The following is a 14,634-nucleotide window of genomic DNA, read 5'->3' as shown; positions in this document are numbered from 1 at the left end:
GCGTAGACTGAAGTAGATCAAGTCAAGTGAGGTGAATTCCATGGCTAAGACCAATGAAATACACGTCAAGGCAAAACGGCTCAAGGATCGTCCAGTCTGCGTGACTCTTCATAATGGCGAAACGTACATTGGCTACATCTCTGGTGTCAACAACGCAGGCGTAGTGATTACCGGGGGCGGAAAACTTACTCAAGCCGCAATCACAGCACCCTCATATGAGGGTAGTGCTCGCAAAACAAAATCTAAAGCAGAGGCTACGAGAAAAAAAGCATCCTCGAGAAACCGTAAACGGGTGAAGAGTACACGTAAGTCGCAGGTACGATCCCGGTCGGTATCTCGTGCAACGTCTCGGCCAGCTCAGGTATCCTCTTTCATGCCTATGCTAGGCTCATTGTTAGGTGGCTTCGGCGGAGTTGGCGGTGCAGGCTCGATTGGAGGTATGTTAGGCGGTGGTATGCGTTTGTTTGGCATGATCCAGCGATTTACACCTGTGGTTAAAATGGGGTATGGCATGATTAAGCAGATTCAGCCATTTATGGGGGCAGTTCAAGGGCTAATGGCTCCTCAGAGCCAAGCTCAATCCACCCCAGCTGAAGCGGAAGAGAACGAGGACTAATCAAGTGCTCATACAAGTAAGAAAAATGAAAGCTGCTTCCCGTGATCAATGGAGGCAGCTTATTTGCATGTCGCTGCATTCATTAGATCATTTACAGCGATTCGCGTAAACAAGGTGCCTTGTAACAGTGAACACAAATAAGGGGCCTTCCCAGTCATCGGTATGACTCATGGGACGGCCCCTCACTATACTGATCTTGCGTAGCATTGAAACACGCAGGGTACTTTGGGCTACTTTAATGAAAAAGGAAGTTCAGCTAGCCTTCTTCAATTAAGCCTGTTTGGTTTTCAAGCGAATCACGTTCCATGAAGCTTTGTTCAGGACAGCTTGCACTTTACCCTGATCAACCGTTGTATGTCCGCCGTTGTGTGGAACCACATTGCGTGGGTTCGCTTTGGTATTGATGGCTTTCAGATCGTCGTTCTCCAATACGATATGCTCAATAAATGTAGTTTCCCCGAAGGAGCGAAGATCCACATTCAGTTCCATCTGTTCTTCCAGATGTCTGTTGACCGCAAAGATCGTGATCATTCCGTTTTCTTCATCATGCACACTGATGGCTTCGAGATAAGGCACATCTGTAAAGTCTTTGGAATCATACTTCGGCGAAGATACAACAGATTGCAGTACAGTACCGCGACCGAAGTTGGATGCATGCATGAACGGGAAATAGGTCGTTTGGAACCAGATCGCTCCGTTATTCTCCGTCATGATCGGTGCAATGACATTGATCAGCTGTGCAAGGCAAGCCATCTTGACACGGTCCGCATGTTTGAGCAGCGTAATCAGGTAACAGCCCACTGCGAGAGCATCTTCATGTGTATATACATCTTCGAATTCTGGTGGTGCAATCTGCCAGCGTTCTTCAGCTCGGCTCGTGCCGATGGAGTTCCAGACGTTCCATTCGTCCAGCGACAGCATCAATTTCTTTTTACTGCGTTTCTTGGCTTGTACATAGTCGCAGATCGATGCCACGCTGTCGATGAATTGGTCCAGATCCAGCGAAGTAGCCAGGAAATTATATGTGTTGTCTTTATTATTGTTGTAGTAAGCATGCAAGGACAGATAATCCACATTTTCATAAGACAGGTCGAGAACCGTCGCTTCCCAATCTGCAAAAGTACTCATACCACGGCTGGAGCTACCACACGCCACCAGTTCAATATTCGGATCGACCCATTTCATCGCTTTCGCCGTTTCATTCGCAATTCGTCCGTACTCATGAGCGGTCATGGCACCAATCTGCCAAGGTCCGTCCATTTCATTACCAAGACACCACGTTTTGAATTTATGAGGATCTTTGTACCCGTGGGAAATCCGTAGATCACTCCAATAGGTACCTGATGGATGGTTGCAATACTCTACCAGGTTTCTTGCCGCATCTATGCCGCGGGTACCGAGATTGACCGCCATCATGACTTCGGTTCCAACCAGTTTGGCCCAATCCGCGAATTCGTTGGTGCCGACCGCATTGGTTTCAATGGTCCACCAGGCAAGCTCAAGTCTGCGTTTGCGTTCCGCTACCGGGCCAACACCATCTTCCCAATTGTAACCGGATACGAAATTCCCGCCCGGATAACGGATAATGGGCACATTCAATGCTTTGATCGCTTCGATGGCATCCTGGCGGAAACCTTGCTCATTCGCTGTGGGATGACCAGGGTCGTAAATACCACCATAGACAGCACGTCCCAAATGTTCAACAAAAGAGCCGTACAGACGTGGATCGACCTCGGCTACCTGAAAATCTTTATCAATAAGCATCTTGGATGTAAGCAAAATGAAAACCTCCATAGAATTAATTTTAGGTGTGTAAGAAACTTTGTTTCACGATGAGTTCGCATAAAAGCAAAATCAACTCATTGATTTGTTATCTAATGTGTATCATAATGCTATTATATTGAGCAAGCTTATTCTACAGGGTTCGCTAAATAGCGAATTCTAAATCAATAATATATTGAATTCTAAAGAGATAGGGAAGTGAAGTTCATGATGCTTGGCACGGATTCCTCATCCTTGACCATATATGAGGCGCTCGCCAGCGAGGCCCGCTTAAATATCGTTCGCTTATTATTGCAAAACAGGGAGATGCATATCAATGCGCTCGCCAAAGAGCTGTATCTGAGCAAAGCTATCGTTAGTACACATGTGAGCAAATTGCAAAAAGCGGGCATCGTAGGCAGTCGCATGAAGCGTGAAAACGGTGGAACGTATAAATACTGCTTTATTCTGCAAGAATTTATGACGATCAATCTCTCACCTGAACCAGTGGATGCTCCTTATCATGAAGTCTCTATTCCGGTTGGTCAGTATACGGATTATGAAGCTTGGCCTACCTGTGGCATTGCAACAACGACGCAAATGATTGGACAATATGACACACCAGCCTGTTTCATGGACCCGGATCGGGTCAATGCGGGTATTCTTTGGCTGGCACGAGGTTTTCTGGAATATAAGATTCCCAATTATCTGAATACAGAACAGCATCTCCAGGAAATTGAAATTTCCCTCGAACTCAGTTCGGAAGCACCCCAAGTCAATGAAAACTGGCCTTCGGACATCCGCTTTTCCCTTAATGGCAAACACCTGGGAACATGGACAAGCCCCGGGGACTTTGGGGATAGGAAGGGCAAACATACACCGCTATGGTGGAAATTGGACGTCAACCAGTATGGTGTACTGAAGGTGCTGCGCATTAATGGAGAAGGGACGTTTATGGATGGCCAGCGCATCTCGGATGTGCGTATCCATGATCTGCAATTGGATTCTTCCACCTACTGGACGTTTGGATTAAGACCGGAAGAAGGGGTGCCCGGTCGAGGCGGACTTACGTTGTTCGGGAAAGGGTTCGGTAACTACGATCAGGACATTTTGATTCGGTACTATTACGAGGCTGCAGCGTCGAAAAAGGAATAGAATAATCTGGAATTCTAGGATGAGATATAACCATCTGAATAAAAAGGAGCGTTTTCAAATGTCTAACAAGGTGATTGTGCTTTAGGTTCACAAAAGGATATTTGCGTTACAGGGATTCCTTTTGTGGACATTGTAGTGCGGGAAACCGTCCCGACAATGTTTACTGGAGGAGATCATGATTAACTTTAACGAGGCTGTTAACATTAGCAATACGCATGTACTGGCGCTGGTACCCGAGCTGTTTCATTTGGAGGGCTACAACATTCATATTATCCCGCCTCATGAGGGTGGACGGAATGTCGTGTACACTTGTGAGCAAGAGGGGCGTGAATCGCTAATTCTACGCTGTCTTTTTTGCCTGACAGAAAGCGGGAAGATTACATTGCCGAACTGGAGTATGTCCGGTATCTGTTTGAGCACGGTGCAAGTGTCTCAAATGTGGTTAGCTCGAAAAAGGGCCATCTGTTAGAAGAGATCACTTATGATGAACATACGTTCTTTATCTGTATGTTTGTGAAGGGGTCCCACTTGCCGAATACTATTATAATAGCGGCAAAATTCTGGGAAAAATGCATCAGCTATCGAAAGGGTACAATCCCGTCCATCGCCGGCATCATTTGATTGACAATTACAGCGGTGAATATATCGATAACCTGTTTCCATGAGATGTATTCCACTGAAGCTCCTTTTGAGTATGAGGAAAGCTGAAGAGACCTGTACGTAAACTAAACCCTGAATAACCAAGGATTCATTAATTGTGGAGGCAGCCGGATCGACCGGTTGCCTCTTTGTTTGTCTGCGGCATGTTATTCAAATTTGGAAGGGGGCACGTTGTAAAATTTTTTGAATGCTTTGGAGAATGTAAAGGGATCGGGATAGCCCAGAAATCCGGCAATTTGCTGAATCGTATATTTTTTCTCGTACAGATAGTCTCTCGCCCGATTCATTTTGATTTGATTGATGTACTGCCCCGGTGTGATACCGAGAATTTTCTTGAACAACGAAATAAAATATTTCTCAGAGACGCCAGCAACGTCTGCAAGCTCGTTGACTCGGATGGCACGATGCAGATTCTCATCCACGTAGAGGAACACGTTCTGCAGAACCTCCAGACTTCCTTCGATTTTCCTCGGTTTTCGGTCTTTCAGAAATTCACCGTGATATAAGCCTTGCCCGTGTAATTCCAAAATTTTGGCGATGACGAGAAGCAGAGAAGCTTTCAAGTAAAGTGGACTTCCGGAAGTGCCGCGACTCTGCTTGAACCTTCGATAGGACGAGGTAAACAGCGTTGATTCTTCCTGAATCAGGTTACCAGGTACAATACCCGGAAGTTGAAACTCGCCGAGAATTCGCTTTTGCTCAGCGATGCTGAAATCAAAGTGCATGTATACGAATCGGCACAACTCTCCGGTCGTGGAAGCAGTGTAAGGCATGTCCGGATAAAAAAACACCACGTCACCTGGGCGCGCCATATGCTCGGTTCCATCAATGGTAATCTTGACGGAGCCTGCTGTAATGAACCACAGATCATAATCGGAATGAGACTTGTACTCCGTCCAATTGCTGTCGTGCGTTTGTTCCAGATAAGAGCTCATGCGAAGTGTGATATACTCCGAAAGTTCGTCAATTATACTCATATTTACAGTCTCGCCATGCATCTAATCCAACTCATTCCTCTCTACTTTATGACATCCTGGATTTTTTACTATCATAACAAAGGATTTATATCTTGTTAATTATCGTACCATATGACATGTATTGAAAACTATCACACATTCCGATTCCAGCCCACTCACCTATAATGAACTTATATCGTTACGAGGAGGGGTTATTGATGAATGCTACAAACACACAGCATCCAAAGGTAGTCGTTATTGGGGCGGGCAGCCTGTTTTTCGGTCGTCAGTCCATCTGGCAGATGGTTCACTCCCCATATTTGAATCAGGGCACGCTGGCTTTGGTGGATACGGACGAGGAACGGCTCTCCAAAATGGTAACACTGGCGGAGAGGGTCGCACGGGAGAACAACGTATCCTTAAAGATTGAGGGTTCAGTAGACCGACGACAGGTGCTTCCGGGAGCAGACTTCGTTGTACTCAGCTTTGCGGAGCAATCGGTGAAATATCGGGGCATTGACTGCCAGGTTTCTCTAAAGTATGGGATTCGCATGTGTTCCGGCGATACGATTGGCCCTGGAGGAATCTTTCGCGCGATGCGGGAACTACCGGTTATCATGGAGTGCGCCAAAGACATCGAGGAGCTGTGTCCAGATGCGTGGGTGATCAATTATATTAACCCGTCTACCGTTCATGGCATCGCATTACATCGATATGCTCCGAAGCTTAAATCGTTTGCGCTGTGCGATAGTCATCATATGCCGCATAAGAAAGCCTATTATGCCGTACGAGCCGGAATCATTGGAGACAATAGCCAGTTCACTGAAGAGATCAACCAGAAATTCGATTTTCGTATCGCAGGTGTCAATCATTTCACTTGGCTGCTCAAAGCCGAGTATGAAGGGGGAAATGTGATGCCCACGATCGCAGAAGCCATGCGCAAGATGGCAGGTGATGAAAATAACGGCGGTGATCGGGGCGCAAAAGCTCTTTTTAACGATGCGATTACCTATGAACTGTATGATATTTTCGGAATCATTCCCACTTGTACGGCGCATACGAAGGAATACGTTCGGTATTGGCAAGGTCTTGGCAAAACTGCGGACACGATTCCACCATTATCGATCTGGGAGACAGAGGACAGATATGAGCGTCACGACGAAATGTGGCGTCAGGTGGATGACTTTCTAGCGGGAAACATCCCAATTGCTGATTACATGAGTACCTTCGGACCAGATCATGCGACCGACATCATTGAAAATATGGTAGGGAACTTGGGTAAAAAATTCTTCATCAATACGCTCAATCAAGGTGCGGTAATCAATATGAATAACGATTCATTCCTGGAACTACTGTGCGATGTAGATATGGATGGGGTGAAACCACTCCATGTAGGCGAGATGCCGCGTGGGATAAGAGGCATGCAAGAACTTGTACTGGATACGCATGAGCTCACAGTTGAAGCTGTTCTGGAACAGAGCTATGAGAAACTGAGAAGGGCGATGCTCACTGATCCGCTCGTGAATTCCATTAGTGATGCAGACAAGATCATCCATGAATTGTTGGAACTGGAGCGCAAGATGATTCCGGACGTTTGGTACAAGGATAGACTGCAGTATAGCTAAGAATAGATAACGATCAAAGACCGCGTCGGTTCCTTCCAAGGGACTTGTCGAGGGACAAGAACATGTTCCCATTAAAGTCGCTATATTAGCGGCTTTTTTATTTTATCGGGTACCGACCAGAGTAGACAAGAACATGTACCAATACCGATTAGGCGTATATCTCATCGTTGTTTTGCGTTAATTCATCATGTTAACGATCAGGTTAGTTGAAGCTCATTCACGCTGAAGCGCATCACAAGTGAATAAAAATTGTTGCGGCATACTACTTTAGTAGGACTACAATCTCCTTTAGTTGGCTTTAAAATGTCTTGGTAGACTTGAAGAAAATCTATCAAATAGTTTGTGGAAGGATGAGAGAACATAGTGCGGAAATATGCAAAGATTTTATTTATGTTTTTACTAGTTATTGTCCTGCTGATCAGTTCGATTTCAAACGTATTAATTACATACGTATCGGCTGCTGGTAACGATGTGACGAATCAAGTAGGAACAATGTCAGCAGCTACACTTATGGATACACCTGATCTAGAGAAAGATACGGTATCGCTAACCTTCAAGACAGATCAGGATTTTCAGGCGGATCTTGCTCTCCAGCCAGATAAAGTTACTGGGCAAAAGAATGGAGCATTAGTTAACGGAACAGACATTGGGTGGACAATTACAGTAAACAAAGAGAATGTTGCTGTTAATAATACAGTGCTCGTTGATATGATTCCAGATAGCCAGATTCTGGATGAATTATCGACACGAGTGAATGGAGGGCTACCACAAGGATCTGTAATAGATTATGGAAGCAGCAATATTTTAAGTACATCGGGAAGCTATGATGCTACAACGACAGTGAATAATACAAAAAATATCACTTGGACGATTGTCGTGAATGAAGACGAACTGGCATTCAACAATGCTATTATCAAGGATACACTTCCTCTTGGGCTAACTTACATTGCTGGAACAGCAACTGTAAATGGTACTAGTGTTACTCCCGTAACAAGCGGCTCAGAGCTTACCTTCAACCTGGGTAATATTACAAAAGAGGTTACGATTACGTACGAAACTGAAATTGAGCCTGCTCGTTTCCAAACAAATGGCTCATATACTTTCACAAACGAAGCAGTCCTTACTTGGGATGGCCTTACTGGAAGCGGAGTAGTAAAAAATGCTTCAGTAGGAGTTGGAAGTAACTTATTCAACAAGTCAGGTGCGGGTTATAACCGAGCGAACGGTGTCATTTCTTGGTCAATTGATATTAATAGTGAAAATATTAATTGGGCTGCACCAACGATTACGGATAGTATCCCAATCGCTCAACAGTATATTCCAGGGTCTGCTCGAATTGTAGATCATCAAGGTAATGCTTATTCTGGCGGTAATTTTAACTACAATACTGGAACTTCAACACTTCGTTATACTTTTGGTTCTGCTATTAATTCACGATACACCATTACCTTTGATACAAAGCCAGCAAATACAGACAACATTACAGCTAACTTTATTAGCAGCTCTAGTAGTCACTTTTCAAACACAGCAAGCATTACTAGCGGTACAATTACACGTAATAGTACAGGTACGCAGAACTATACAAGTAATGTGTTGAAAAAGGATGCAGAAGGCTATGATCTAAATGTAGCTGGGCGTACGATTACGTGGAAGTTGACTGTCAATGAAAACGGGGCAACAACTCCAAGTGCACCGAAAGCAGGAACTGATCCTAGTTTGTACGCTGCTATTGCACTCCCAAATGTAAGTATTGTCGATACTATTCCAGCCGGACTTACCTTTATACCCGGTAGCGTCAGGGTACTTGATCGCAACAGTAATCCTGTCACGGGTCTGGTAACGGTAAGCGAAACAGATGTCGTAACCTTCGATTTTAATTCGAATATTACGGAGCAATACACGATCTACTTCGATACTGCCATTACGGATCTATCCAAATTCATATCACAAAATAGTACGTTGAATAATGGTAATTTTAATGTTACGAATAAAGCGACATTAACCCATGATAAAACGACAATATCCACTACTGATTCAGCAACTCAAACCGTCAGCAACCATATTGTAAGTAAAAAGGGTATTCCAACGGCTAATGGAAACAAGTATATTGATTGGGTTGTATATTTGAACTCTAATGCAGTAAATCTTAATCAGCTGCTAGATGTTGATAGATTCTGGTTAATTGATAACCTGCAAGCAGGTCTTGAGCTAGATACAACAAGCGTGGAATTAATCGCATATGGTGGAGCAATTAACGTACCTGACAATATGCCAGCAAACGGAAATGATGGCTTAGGTGCAGGTACACCAGTACTACTTGATGGCTCTCATATTGTCTATGATGCTACCACTAGAAAATTTAGATTTAATATTCCCAATGATACGATTGATAAGGCATATAAGCTTTCTTTCCGTACGTATGTAACAGAAACGGTAGCCTCTGGATCTCGCTTTTCCAACATGATTAATCTATTTGGCTCTAAAGATAATGTTGCTGTTCCAATCGATGGTGCTTACCAGTCTAACGATTCACGCCAAGTAACGTTCTTGGAAGCTGGAAGCATGGGATACGGTAATCTTGGTAAATTTATTGTTAAACAGGCAGATTTAGATGATAACAACGTTAAATTATCTGGTGCAACCTTTGCCTTGTATGATCAATATGGCAATAAGGTTCAAGAAAAAGTAACCGTAAATGGAGAACTGGAATTCAATCGAATTAAATATGACTTGCCTTACTATGTTAAAGAGGTAACGGCGCCAACAGGATATCTACTGAGTAGAAATGCAAGTGTGGACGGCACTCCAACAACTGTTACGCCAATAGGAGCTGTTGTAGAGAATGCGATTCCATTAACACTAACAGCTTCACATACTCCTAAGTATTTGGAATTGATTTTTGCTAATGAAGAGATTAGATCAACGGTGTTCATCAGCCCTGTGAGCGCAAACTTTGATAAGAAGGTATCCGCCCAAGCAGAAGTAAGGACAACGATGACGCTGAATGGAAACACATTAACAAGTGTCGCGAACGGTTTAACTTTGCTAACGTTAGGGACGGATTATACGGTTGTGGGCAACACAGTTACAATCCTGAAGGCGTACTTGGCGAATCAGTCGGTCGGCACGACAAACTTGATATTCACATTCAGCGGAGGAGCAACACAGACGCTTGCAATCACGGTAAGTGATACGACACCAGCACCAAGTTCAAGTTCAGGTTCAGGTTCTGCATCAGTACCAAGTTCAACACCAACACCAACACCAGAGCCAGCACCGGAGCCAGAGAAAGAAATTGATTCAACGCCAACACCTAAAGCATTCTACATTGATGGAGTTAATATGGATGTAATTAAGGCACTGGTAGCAAAAGCGAATTCTGTACCTGTAGTATCATTTAAGGATGTGCCGGCGATTTCCCCAAGTGCTAAAGCAATCGGGTTTGCAACTAAGCTTGGGATTATCAACGGATATGATGATGGTTCGTTTCGTGCTCGTGCTACGATAACTAGAGCAGAGTTTGCATCTATGCTAGTAAGAGCACTTGGATTAAAGTCAGAAGGTTACCCCGAATTTAAAGACACTCAAGGTCACTGGGCGGCCAATGCCATTGCTACATTAAAAACAATAGACATCACTAAGGGTTACTCAGACGGAACGTTCAAACCGGATCAGTCGATCACCAGAGCGGAAATCGCAGCTATGCTTTCAGAAGTAATGAACACTTCCTTTGTGAAAAATAATAAGTTCAAAGATGTTATAGGTCACTGGGCAGAGGCAGAGATTGGTACATTATCAGATATGGGGATTGTAAAGGGTACATCGGATGGTGTATTCAAACCGAATGCTAATGCTACGAGATATGAATCGTTACTCATGATCTTACGTATGCTGAATGCCAGTCTTGATCATTCGCTAAACGTAGAATAGAGGAATAGCGAATGAAGATCCGTGCTGGATAAACTGGTGAATCTGAAATCTCATACTCTAAAATAAGCTTACGACCGATTCCCAATATTTTTACCTGGGAATCGGTCGTTTAAATTTAGACTTGATAATGTAGTTCATCAGCTGCACACGGTATCTCATTTATTACTTGCTGCTTTAAGGGAAGTTTTAGGTCGTGGTCTTTGTTTTTATCTTTTGTCATGTATCAAGAAATCCTACTCCACTTTAAACAATCCAGCATGGTCTTCATAGTACGAAGTAATACAATCACGAAATTCTCCTACAGCAGGAGATAACCATTTTTGTTTGACCCAGGAGAGGCTAATGGGATATATCGCTGAATCATCAGCAATTTTCACATAACTTAACCCCAGTTTTCTACATACGGAGATCGGAAGCAACGCAACACCCTGATTAAGTTTGATAATTTCAAGCAGGGTATGAGAATCGACCTCAAATGCATGATTGGGCAGGAAACCTGCTTTTTCACAGAGCATGGTGGTAAATCGGCTGTACTCCTTATTATCTGCAAGGGAAATAAAGGGCTCATTTGCAACAACACTTAACGAGATGCTTGTCTCTCCGCCGTATGCATGATTCATGGGCACAACAAGAACAATGTCCTCCTCAACAAGAACAACACTCTCAATCTCCTCATCCTGAATCGGATGCCCCGTAATGCCCAGATGCATGTCGCCTTTCTTCAATCCTGTAATAATTTCACTACGAGTCCCAATGCCTTGATGAAGCTTGGTTTCGGGGGAATCGTTGATATAGTCACTAATAAGTCCAGTGAGGAATCGGGTATTGGTAATCGAGATCCTGATCGTATTGGATATTTGCTGTTCCTCCGCTTTTATCTCCATCTCTGCATTTTCAATTTCAATAAAAATCCGGTTTACATGCTTCAATAAAATCTCACCTGAGGAATTCAGTTGAATATTTCGTCCTCTCCTATGAAAGAGGGGGGTACCCAGTTCATCCTCAAGTCTTTTAATCGTCAAGCTTAGGGAAGGTTGAGCAATATTCAATTGTGCAGCTGCCTTGGAGATATGTTCGGTATAGGCAACGGTCTGAAAATATTTGAGCTGAAGCAGTTCCATTCACACGCACTCCTTATTTATTCTAATAAATATATATAGTACTTATTATGTATTATATTAAATTTAAATATTGATGTAGAATTTTTTTATGAGATACAGATCAAATTTTAAATAGTAAAAAATTAACTAAATTTAAGAGGTAGGTGTCTTTGATGAAAATCGATGTGAATAACATAGCTAAAAATCTGAATACACCCCTAACTGCTCCGGCATATCCAATGCCACCGTACAAATTCGTGAATCGTGAATATTTGAATATTATTTACCGGACCGATGAAAAAGCGTTACGGGCAGCCGTACCAGAGCCTCTGGAAATTACTGAACCACTGGTTAAATTCGAAGTGATGTGGATGCCAGATGTTTCTGGACTGGGTGCTTATACCGAAGCTGGACAAGTCATTCCTGTGCAATTCAATGGGGAGGAAGGCGATTATGTGCATTCGATGTACGTAGACAATTTCCCCGCGATTGCGAGTGGTCGAGAGCTCACCGCCTATCCGAAAAAGCTGGGTGCTCCCAAGTTGTATACCGATTCAGATACACTAGTTGGCACACTAGATTATGGAACGCTGCGTGTAGCCACGGCGACGATGGGCTATAAACATGTGGAGATGGATAAAGAGTTAGCCAAACGTGAAATATGCCGACCTAATTTTATGATTAAGATTGCTACGGACTACACCGGGAATTTAAGAATATGTGATCTGATCCGTACTCAAATTACGGACATCGAAGTGAAGGAAGCTTGGACAGGACCTGCCCGACTTCAACTGTTCGAACATGCGTTGGCACCTCTTGCAGATCTGCCTGTGTTGGAAGTGGTGTCCGCTTCTCATATCCTTACCAACCTAACCTTAAACGCTGCACAACCTGTATATAACTATCTGGAAGAAAAATAAGGGGGAAATTAAAATGAGAATTGCAATTGTAGGAGCAGGATCTTTGGGAACTATTGTAGGTGCATACCTTGCGGATGGCGGACTTGACGTTGAGTTAATTGATGCATATCAAGAACATGTAGATGCTTTAAATCAGACGGGTGCTAAAGTGACGGGTACCACAGAGTTTCAGTCCAAAGTAAAAGCAATTACTCCTGATCAAAAATCAGGACAATATGACCTTGTCTTACTTTTAACCAAACAACTTTATAACGATTCCATTCTTCAGGAATTACTTCCATTCTTGAAAGAAGACAGTATGGTGTGTTCCTTGCAGAACGGGATTCCGGAAGAAAAAGTGGCGTCCATTGTGGGTGAAAAACGTGTCATTGCAGGCTCCGTTGAATTTGGTGCTACGTTTATTGAACCAGGTGTATCAAGTCTGACTACCGAGTACACTCAATTTAAGCAGTATGCCTTTCAGATTGGCGAATTAAATGGTGAAATCACCGAACGAATTCAACACGTAAAATCGGTGTTGGACCTTGTGGGTGGAACACATATTTCCGATAACCTGGTTGGAACCAAATGGTCCAAATTGCTGATCAACAATGCCTTCAGTGGTTTATCGGCTGCATTGAATGGGGAATACGGGGACATTATCGATCACGAAGCCGGCATTGTAAGTGCAGCTCATATTGCGGACGAGACGATTAAAGTTGCTCGTGCCAACGGGGTCACATTGGTTAAAATGAATGGATTCGACATCGCTTCACTCGAACTGAACAGCGAAGAAGATATTCCTGAACGGGTGAAAACATTACGTTTCGTGATGGAGCCCTCCAGACTGCTCAAAGCAAGCATGCTTCAAGATCTGGAGAAGAACCGCAAAACGGAGATTGATTATATTAATGGGGTTGTTTCAAGCAGAGCAGAAGGCACCGGAATTGCGACACCTTATAATGATTTAGTTGTAAAACTGGTTAAATCTGCTGAAGAAACTCAAACCGTTCCTGATTTTGACACGAATATTAAAGCTTTTGAAGAACTATTAAGTGCACAATAATAAATTCAATTATTTCAACTGAAAGTCGCTAATATAGCGGCTTTTTTGTTGTATCAGTACATCTAGTCAGGCTTGATTTTACGGCAGATAGAATATTCTTCGTGATTTTTGTTTCCTAATATTATACAAAAAGGGGGATTAAATTTGATATAATATAACTTGCTGGTTATTTTACTATTAGAGGGAGATATATATGAGGAACTCTTGGGGAGAATTCGTCTTTTATTTGGCGGTGTTTGTCTTTGTTTTGTTTATGACCTGGAATGACTATTCTCTATTTTTTACAATAGGGGTTGTGCTTATAGCCGCTTTTATCATGTTTATGTTGCGTTTTTATTATCCTTTGTCGTTGGAAAAACGCATAGACCGTGTTGAGATTTTCTTACGTAAACAGCAAAACACACCCGGGATTTACATTAGTTATGTCCTTGCGAACAACCTTGATGATGAGGCAGAACTTGTTATGGAGCAGATTATGCAGAAATATAAATGGAAATCGACGCAGGCCTCGTTCAAAGCCGCTTACGGATTATATCGCAAGGATATGTTTGCCATTCGGCAAGCTGTAAAACAGATGGGACTCTCTGATTTCCTTACATATTACGAAACCATTCTACTCCTGGAAGACTGGAAAATTGATGAGGCGCGGGAAAGACTTCCATCCATTAAAAAACAGTGGATGCGATCAACATTGCTCGCGGGTATTGAACTCAAAGCAGAAAACCGCGATACCGCTATTCAGCACGCGCATGAAGCACTTAACTCTTCCAGAGGTGTTAATCGTTATGTCTTGTATAAGGAATACGAAAGAGTATTACCAGAAGTTGTTGAACACATATCGTAAAATGGTAAGAATGTTTTAAAAA

At 43.1% G+C, this 14,634-nt stretch carries 11 protein-coding genes; 8 read left to right on the top strand and 3 right to left on the bottom strand.

Annotated elements, in window-relative coordinates:
• The first annotated feature begins 40 nt into the window (after positions 1–40).
• Positions 41–616: a hypothetical protein gene (locus tag HF638_RS05965; RefSeq protein WP_169479368.1), complete on the top strand. Its 576-nt coding sequence runs from the start codon at positions 41–43 to the stop codon at positions 614–616.
• A 270-nt stretch (positions 617–886) separates the two neighbouring features.
• Here HF638_RS05965 and arfA read toward each other — a convergent pair whose 3' ends face one another.
• Complete coding sequence (gene arfA / locus HF638_RS05960) at positions 887–2,380, bottom strand: arabinosylfuranosidase ArfA (RefSeq protein ID WP_481856140.1); 1,494 nt, start codon at positions 2,378–2,380, stop codon at positions 887–889.
• A 225-nt stretch (positions 2,381–2,605) separates the two neighbouring features.
• Here arfA and HF638_RS05955 point away from each other — a divergent pair, with 225 nt between their 5' ends.
• Together HF638_RS05955 and HF638_RS05950 are read left to right on the top strand one after the other, a co-directional pair.
• Positions 2,606–3,532 carry an ArsR/SmtB family transcription factor gene (locus HF638_RS05955; protein WP_169479367.1) on the top strand — a complete coding sequence of 309 codons (927 nt, stop codon included), beginning with the start codon at positions 2,606–2,608 and terminating at the stop codon, positions 3,530–3,532.
• Between the two features lie 175 nt (positions 3,533–3,707).
• Positions 3,708–4,001, top strand: coding sequence for a hypothetical protein (locus HF638_RS05950; RefSeq protein ID WP_169479366.1), 294 nt, complete (start codon positions 3,708–3,710; stop codon positions 3,999–4,001).
• Between the two features lie 337 nt (positions 4,002–4,338).
• Here the strand turns inward: HF638_RS05950 and HF638_RS05945 are convergent, their stop codons facing one another.
• Entirely contained in the window at positions 4,339–5,190 is an 852-nt protein-coding gene (locus tag HF638_RS05945; RefSeq protein ID WP_169479365.1) for a helix-turn-helix domain-containing protein, read from the bottom strand.
• Between the two features lie 176 nt (positions 5,191–5,366).
• Between HF638_RS05945 and HF638_RS05940 the strand changes: the two genes are divergently transcribed.
• Together HF638_RS05940 and HF638_RS05935 are read left to right on the top strand one after the other, a co-directional pair.
• Positions 5,367–6,773 (top strand): family 4 glycosyl hydrolase, encoded by a 1,407-nt coding sequence (locus tag HF638_RS05940; protein ID WP_169479364.1) that lies wholly within the window; start codon positions 5,367–5,369, stop codon positions 6,771–6,773.
• Positions 6,774–7,136: 363 nt separating this feature from the next.
• Positions 7,137–10,703: an S-layer homology domain-containing protein gene (locus HF638_RS05935; protein WP_169479363.1), complete on the top strand. Its 3,567-nt coding sequence runs from the start codon at positions 7,137–7,139 to the stop codon at positions 10,701–10,703.
• Positions 10,704–10,936: 233 nt separating this feature from the next.
• On the opposite strand, the gene HF638_RS05930 is transcribed toward HF638_RS05935, so the two are convergent.
• Positions 10,937–11,824 (bottom strand): LysR family transcriptional regulator, encoded by an 888-nt coding sequence (locus HF638_RS05930; RefSeq protein WP_169479362.1) that lies wholly within the window; start codon positions 11,822–11,824, stop codon positions 10,937–10,939.
• Positions 11,825–11,976: 152 nt separating this feature from the next.
• Here HF638_RS05930 and HF638_RS05925 point away from each other — a divergent pair, with 152 nt between their 5' ends.
• The 3 genes from HF638_RS05925 to HF638_RS05915 all read left to right on the top strand — a co-directional run bounded on the left by HF638_RS05925 (position 11,977) and on the right by HF638_RS05915 (position 14,612).
• Positions 11,977–12,723 carry an acetoacetate decarboxylase gene (locus HF638_RS05925; RefSeq protein WP_082762754.1) on the top strand — a complete coding sequence of 249 codons (747 nt, stop codon included), beginning with the start codon at positions 11,977–11,979 and terminating at the stop codon, positions 12,721–12,723.
• A 13-nt stretch (positions 12,724–12,736) separates the two neighbouring features.
• A complete protein-coding gene (locus HF638_RS05920) occupies positions 12,737–13,768 on the top strand; it encodes a ketopantoate reductase family protein (protein WP_169479361.1) in 1,032 nt (343 codons plus the stop codon).
• 226 nt (positions 13,769–13,994) lie between these two features.
• A complete protein-coding gene (locus HF638_RS05915; RefSeq protein WP_169479360.1) occupies positions 13,995–14,612 on the top strand; it encodes a hypothetical protein in 618 nt (205 codons plus the stop codon).
• Positions 14,613–14,634: the final 22 nt, after the last annotated feature.

The sequence above is a fragment of the Paenibacillus sp. SZ31 genome (genome assembly GCF_012912005.1).
Classification (GTDB): domain Bacteria; phylum Bacillota; class Bacilli; order Paenibacillales; family Paenibacillaceae; genus Paenibacillus.
Note: the sequence above shows the minus strand (reverse complement) of the source record. Positions and strands in the feature narration are given on the sequence as shown.

Coding starts and splice junctions, on each gene's coding strand:
- HF638_RS05965 (WP_169479368.1), top strand. CDS start 41: ATGGCTAAGACCAATGAAATACACGTCAAGGCAAAACGGCTCAAGGAT.
- arfA (WP_481856140.1), bottom strand. CDS start 2,380: ATGCTTATTGATAAAGATTTTCAGGTAGCCGAGGTCGATCCACGTCTG.
- HF638_RS05955 (WP_169479367.1), top strand. CDS start 2,606: ATGATGCTTGGCACGGATTCCTCATCCTTGACCATATATGAGGCGCTC.
- HF638_RS05950 (WP_169479366.1), top strand. CDS start 3,708: ATGATTAACTTTAACGAGGCTGTTAACATTAGCAATACGCATGTACTG.
- HF638_RS05945 (WP_169479365.1), bottom strand. CDS start 5,190: ATGCATGGCGAGACTGTAAATATGAGTATAATTGACGAACTTTCGGAG.
- HF638_RS05940 (WP_169479364.1), top strand. CDS start 5,367: ATGAATGCTACAAACACACAGCATCCAAAGGTAGTCGTTATTGGGGCG.
- HF638_RS05930 (WP_169479362.1), bottom strand. CDS start 11,824: ATGGAACTGCTTCAGCTCAAATATTTTCAGACCGTTGCCTATACCGAA.
- HF638_RS05925 (WP_082762754.1), top strand. CDS start 11,977: ATGAAAATCGATGTGAATAACATAGCTAAAAATCTGAATACACCCCTA.
- HF638_RS05920 (WP_169479361.1), top strand. CDS start 12,737: ATGAGAATTGCAATTGTAGGAGCAGGATCTTTGGGAACTATTGTAGGT.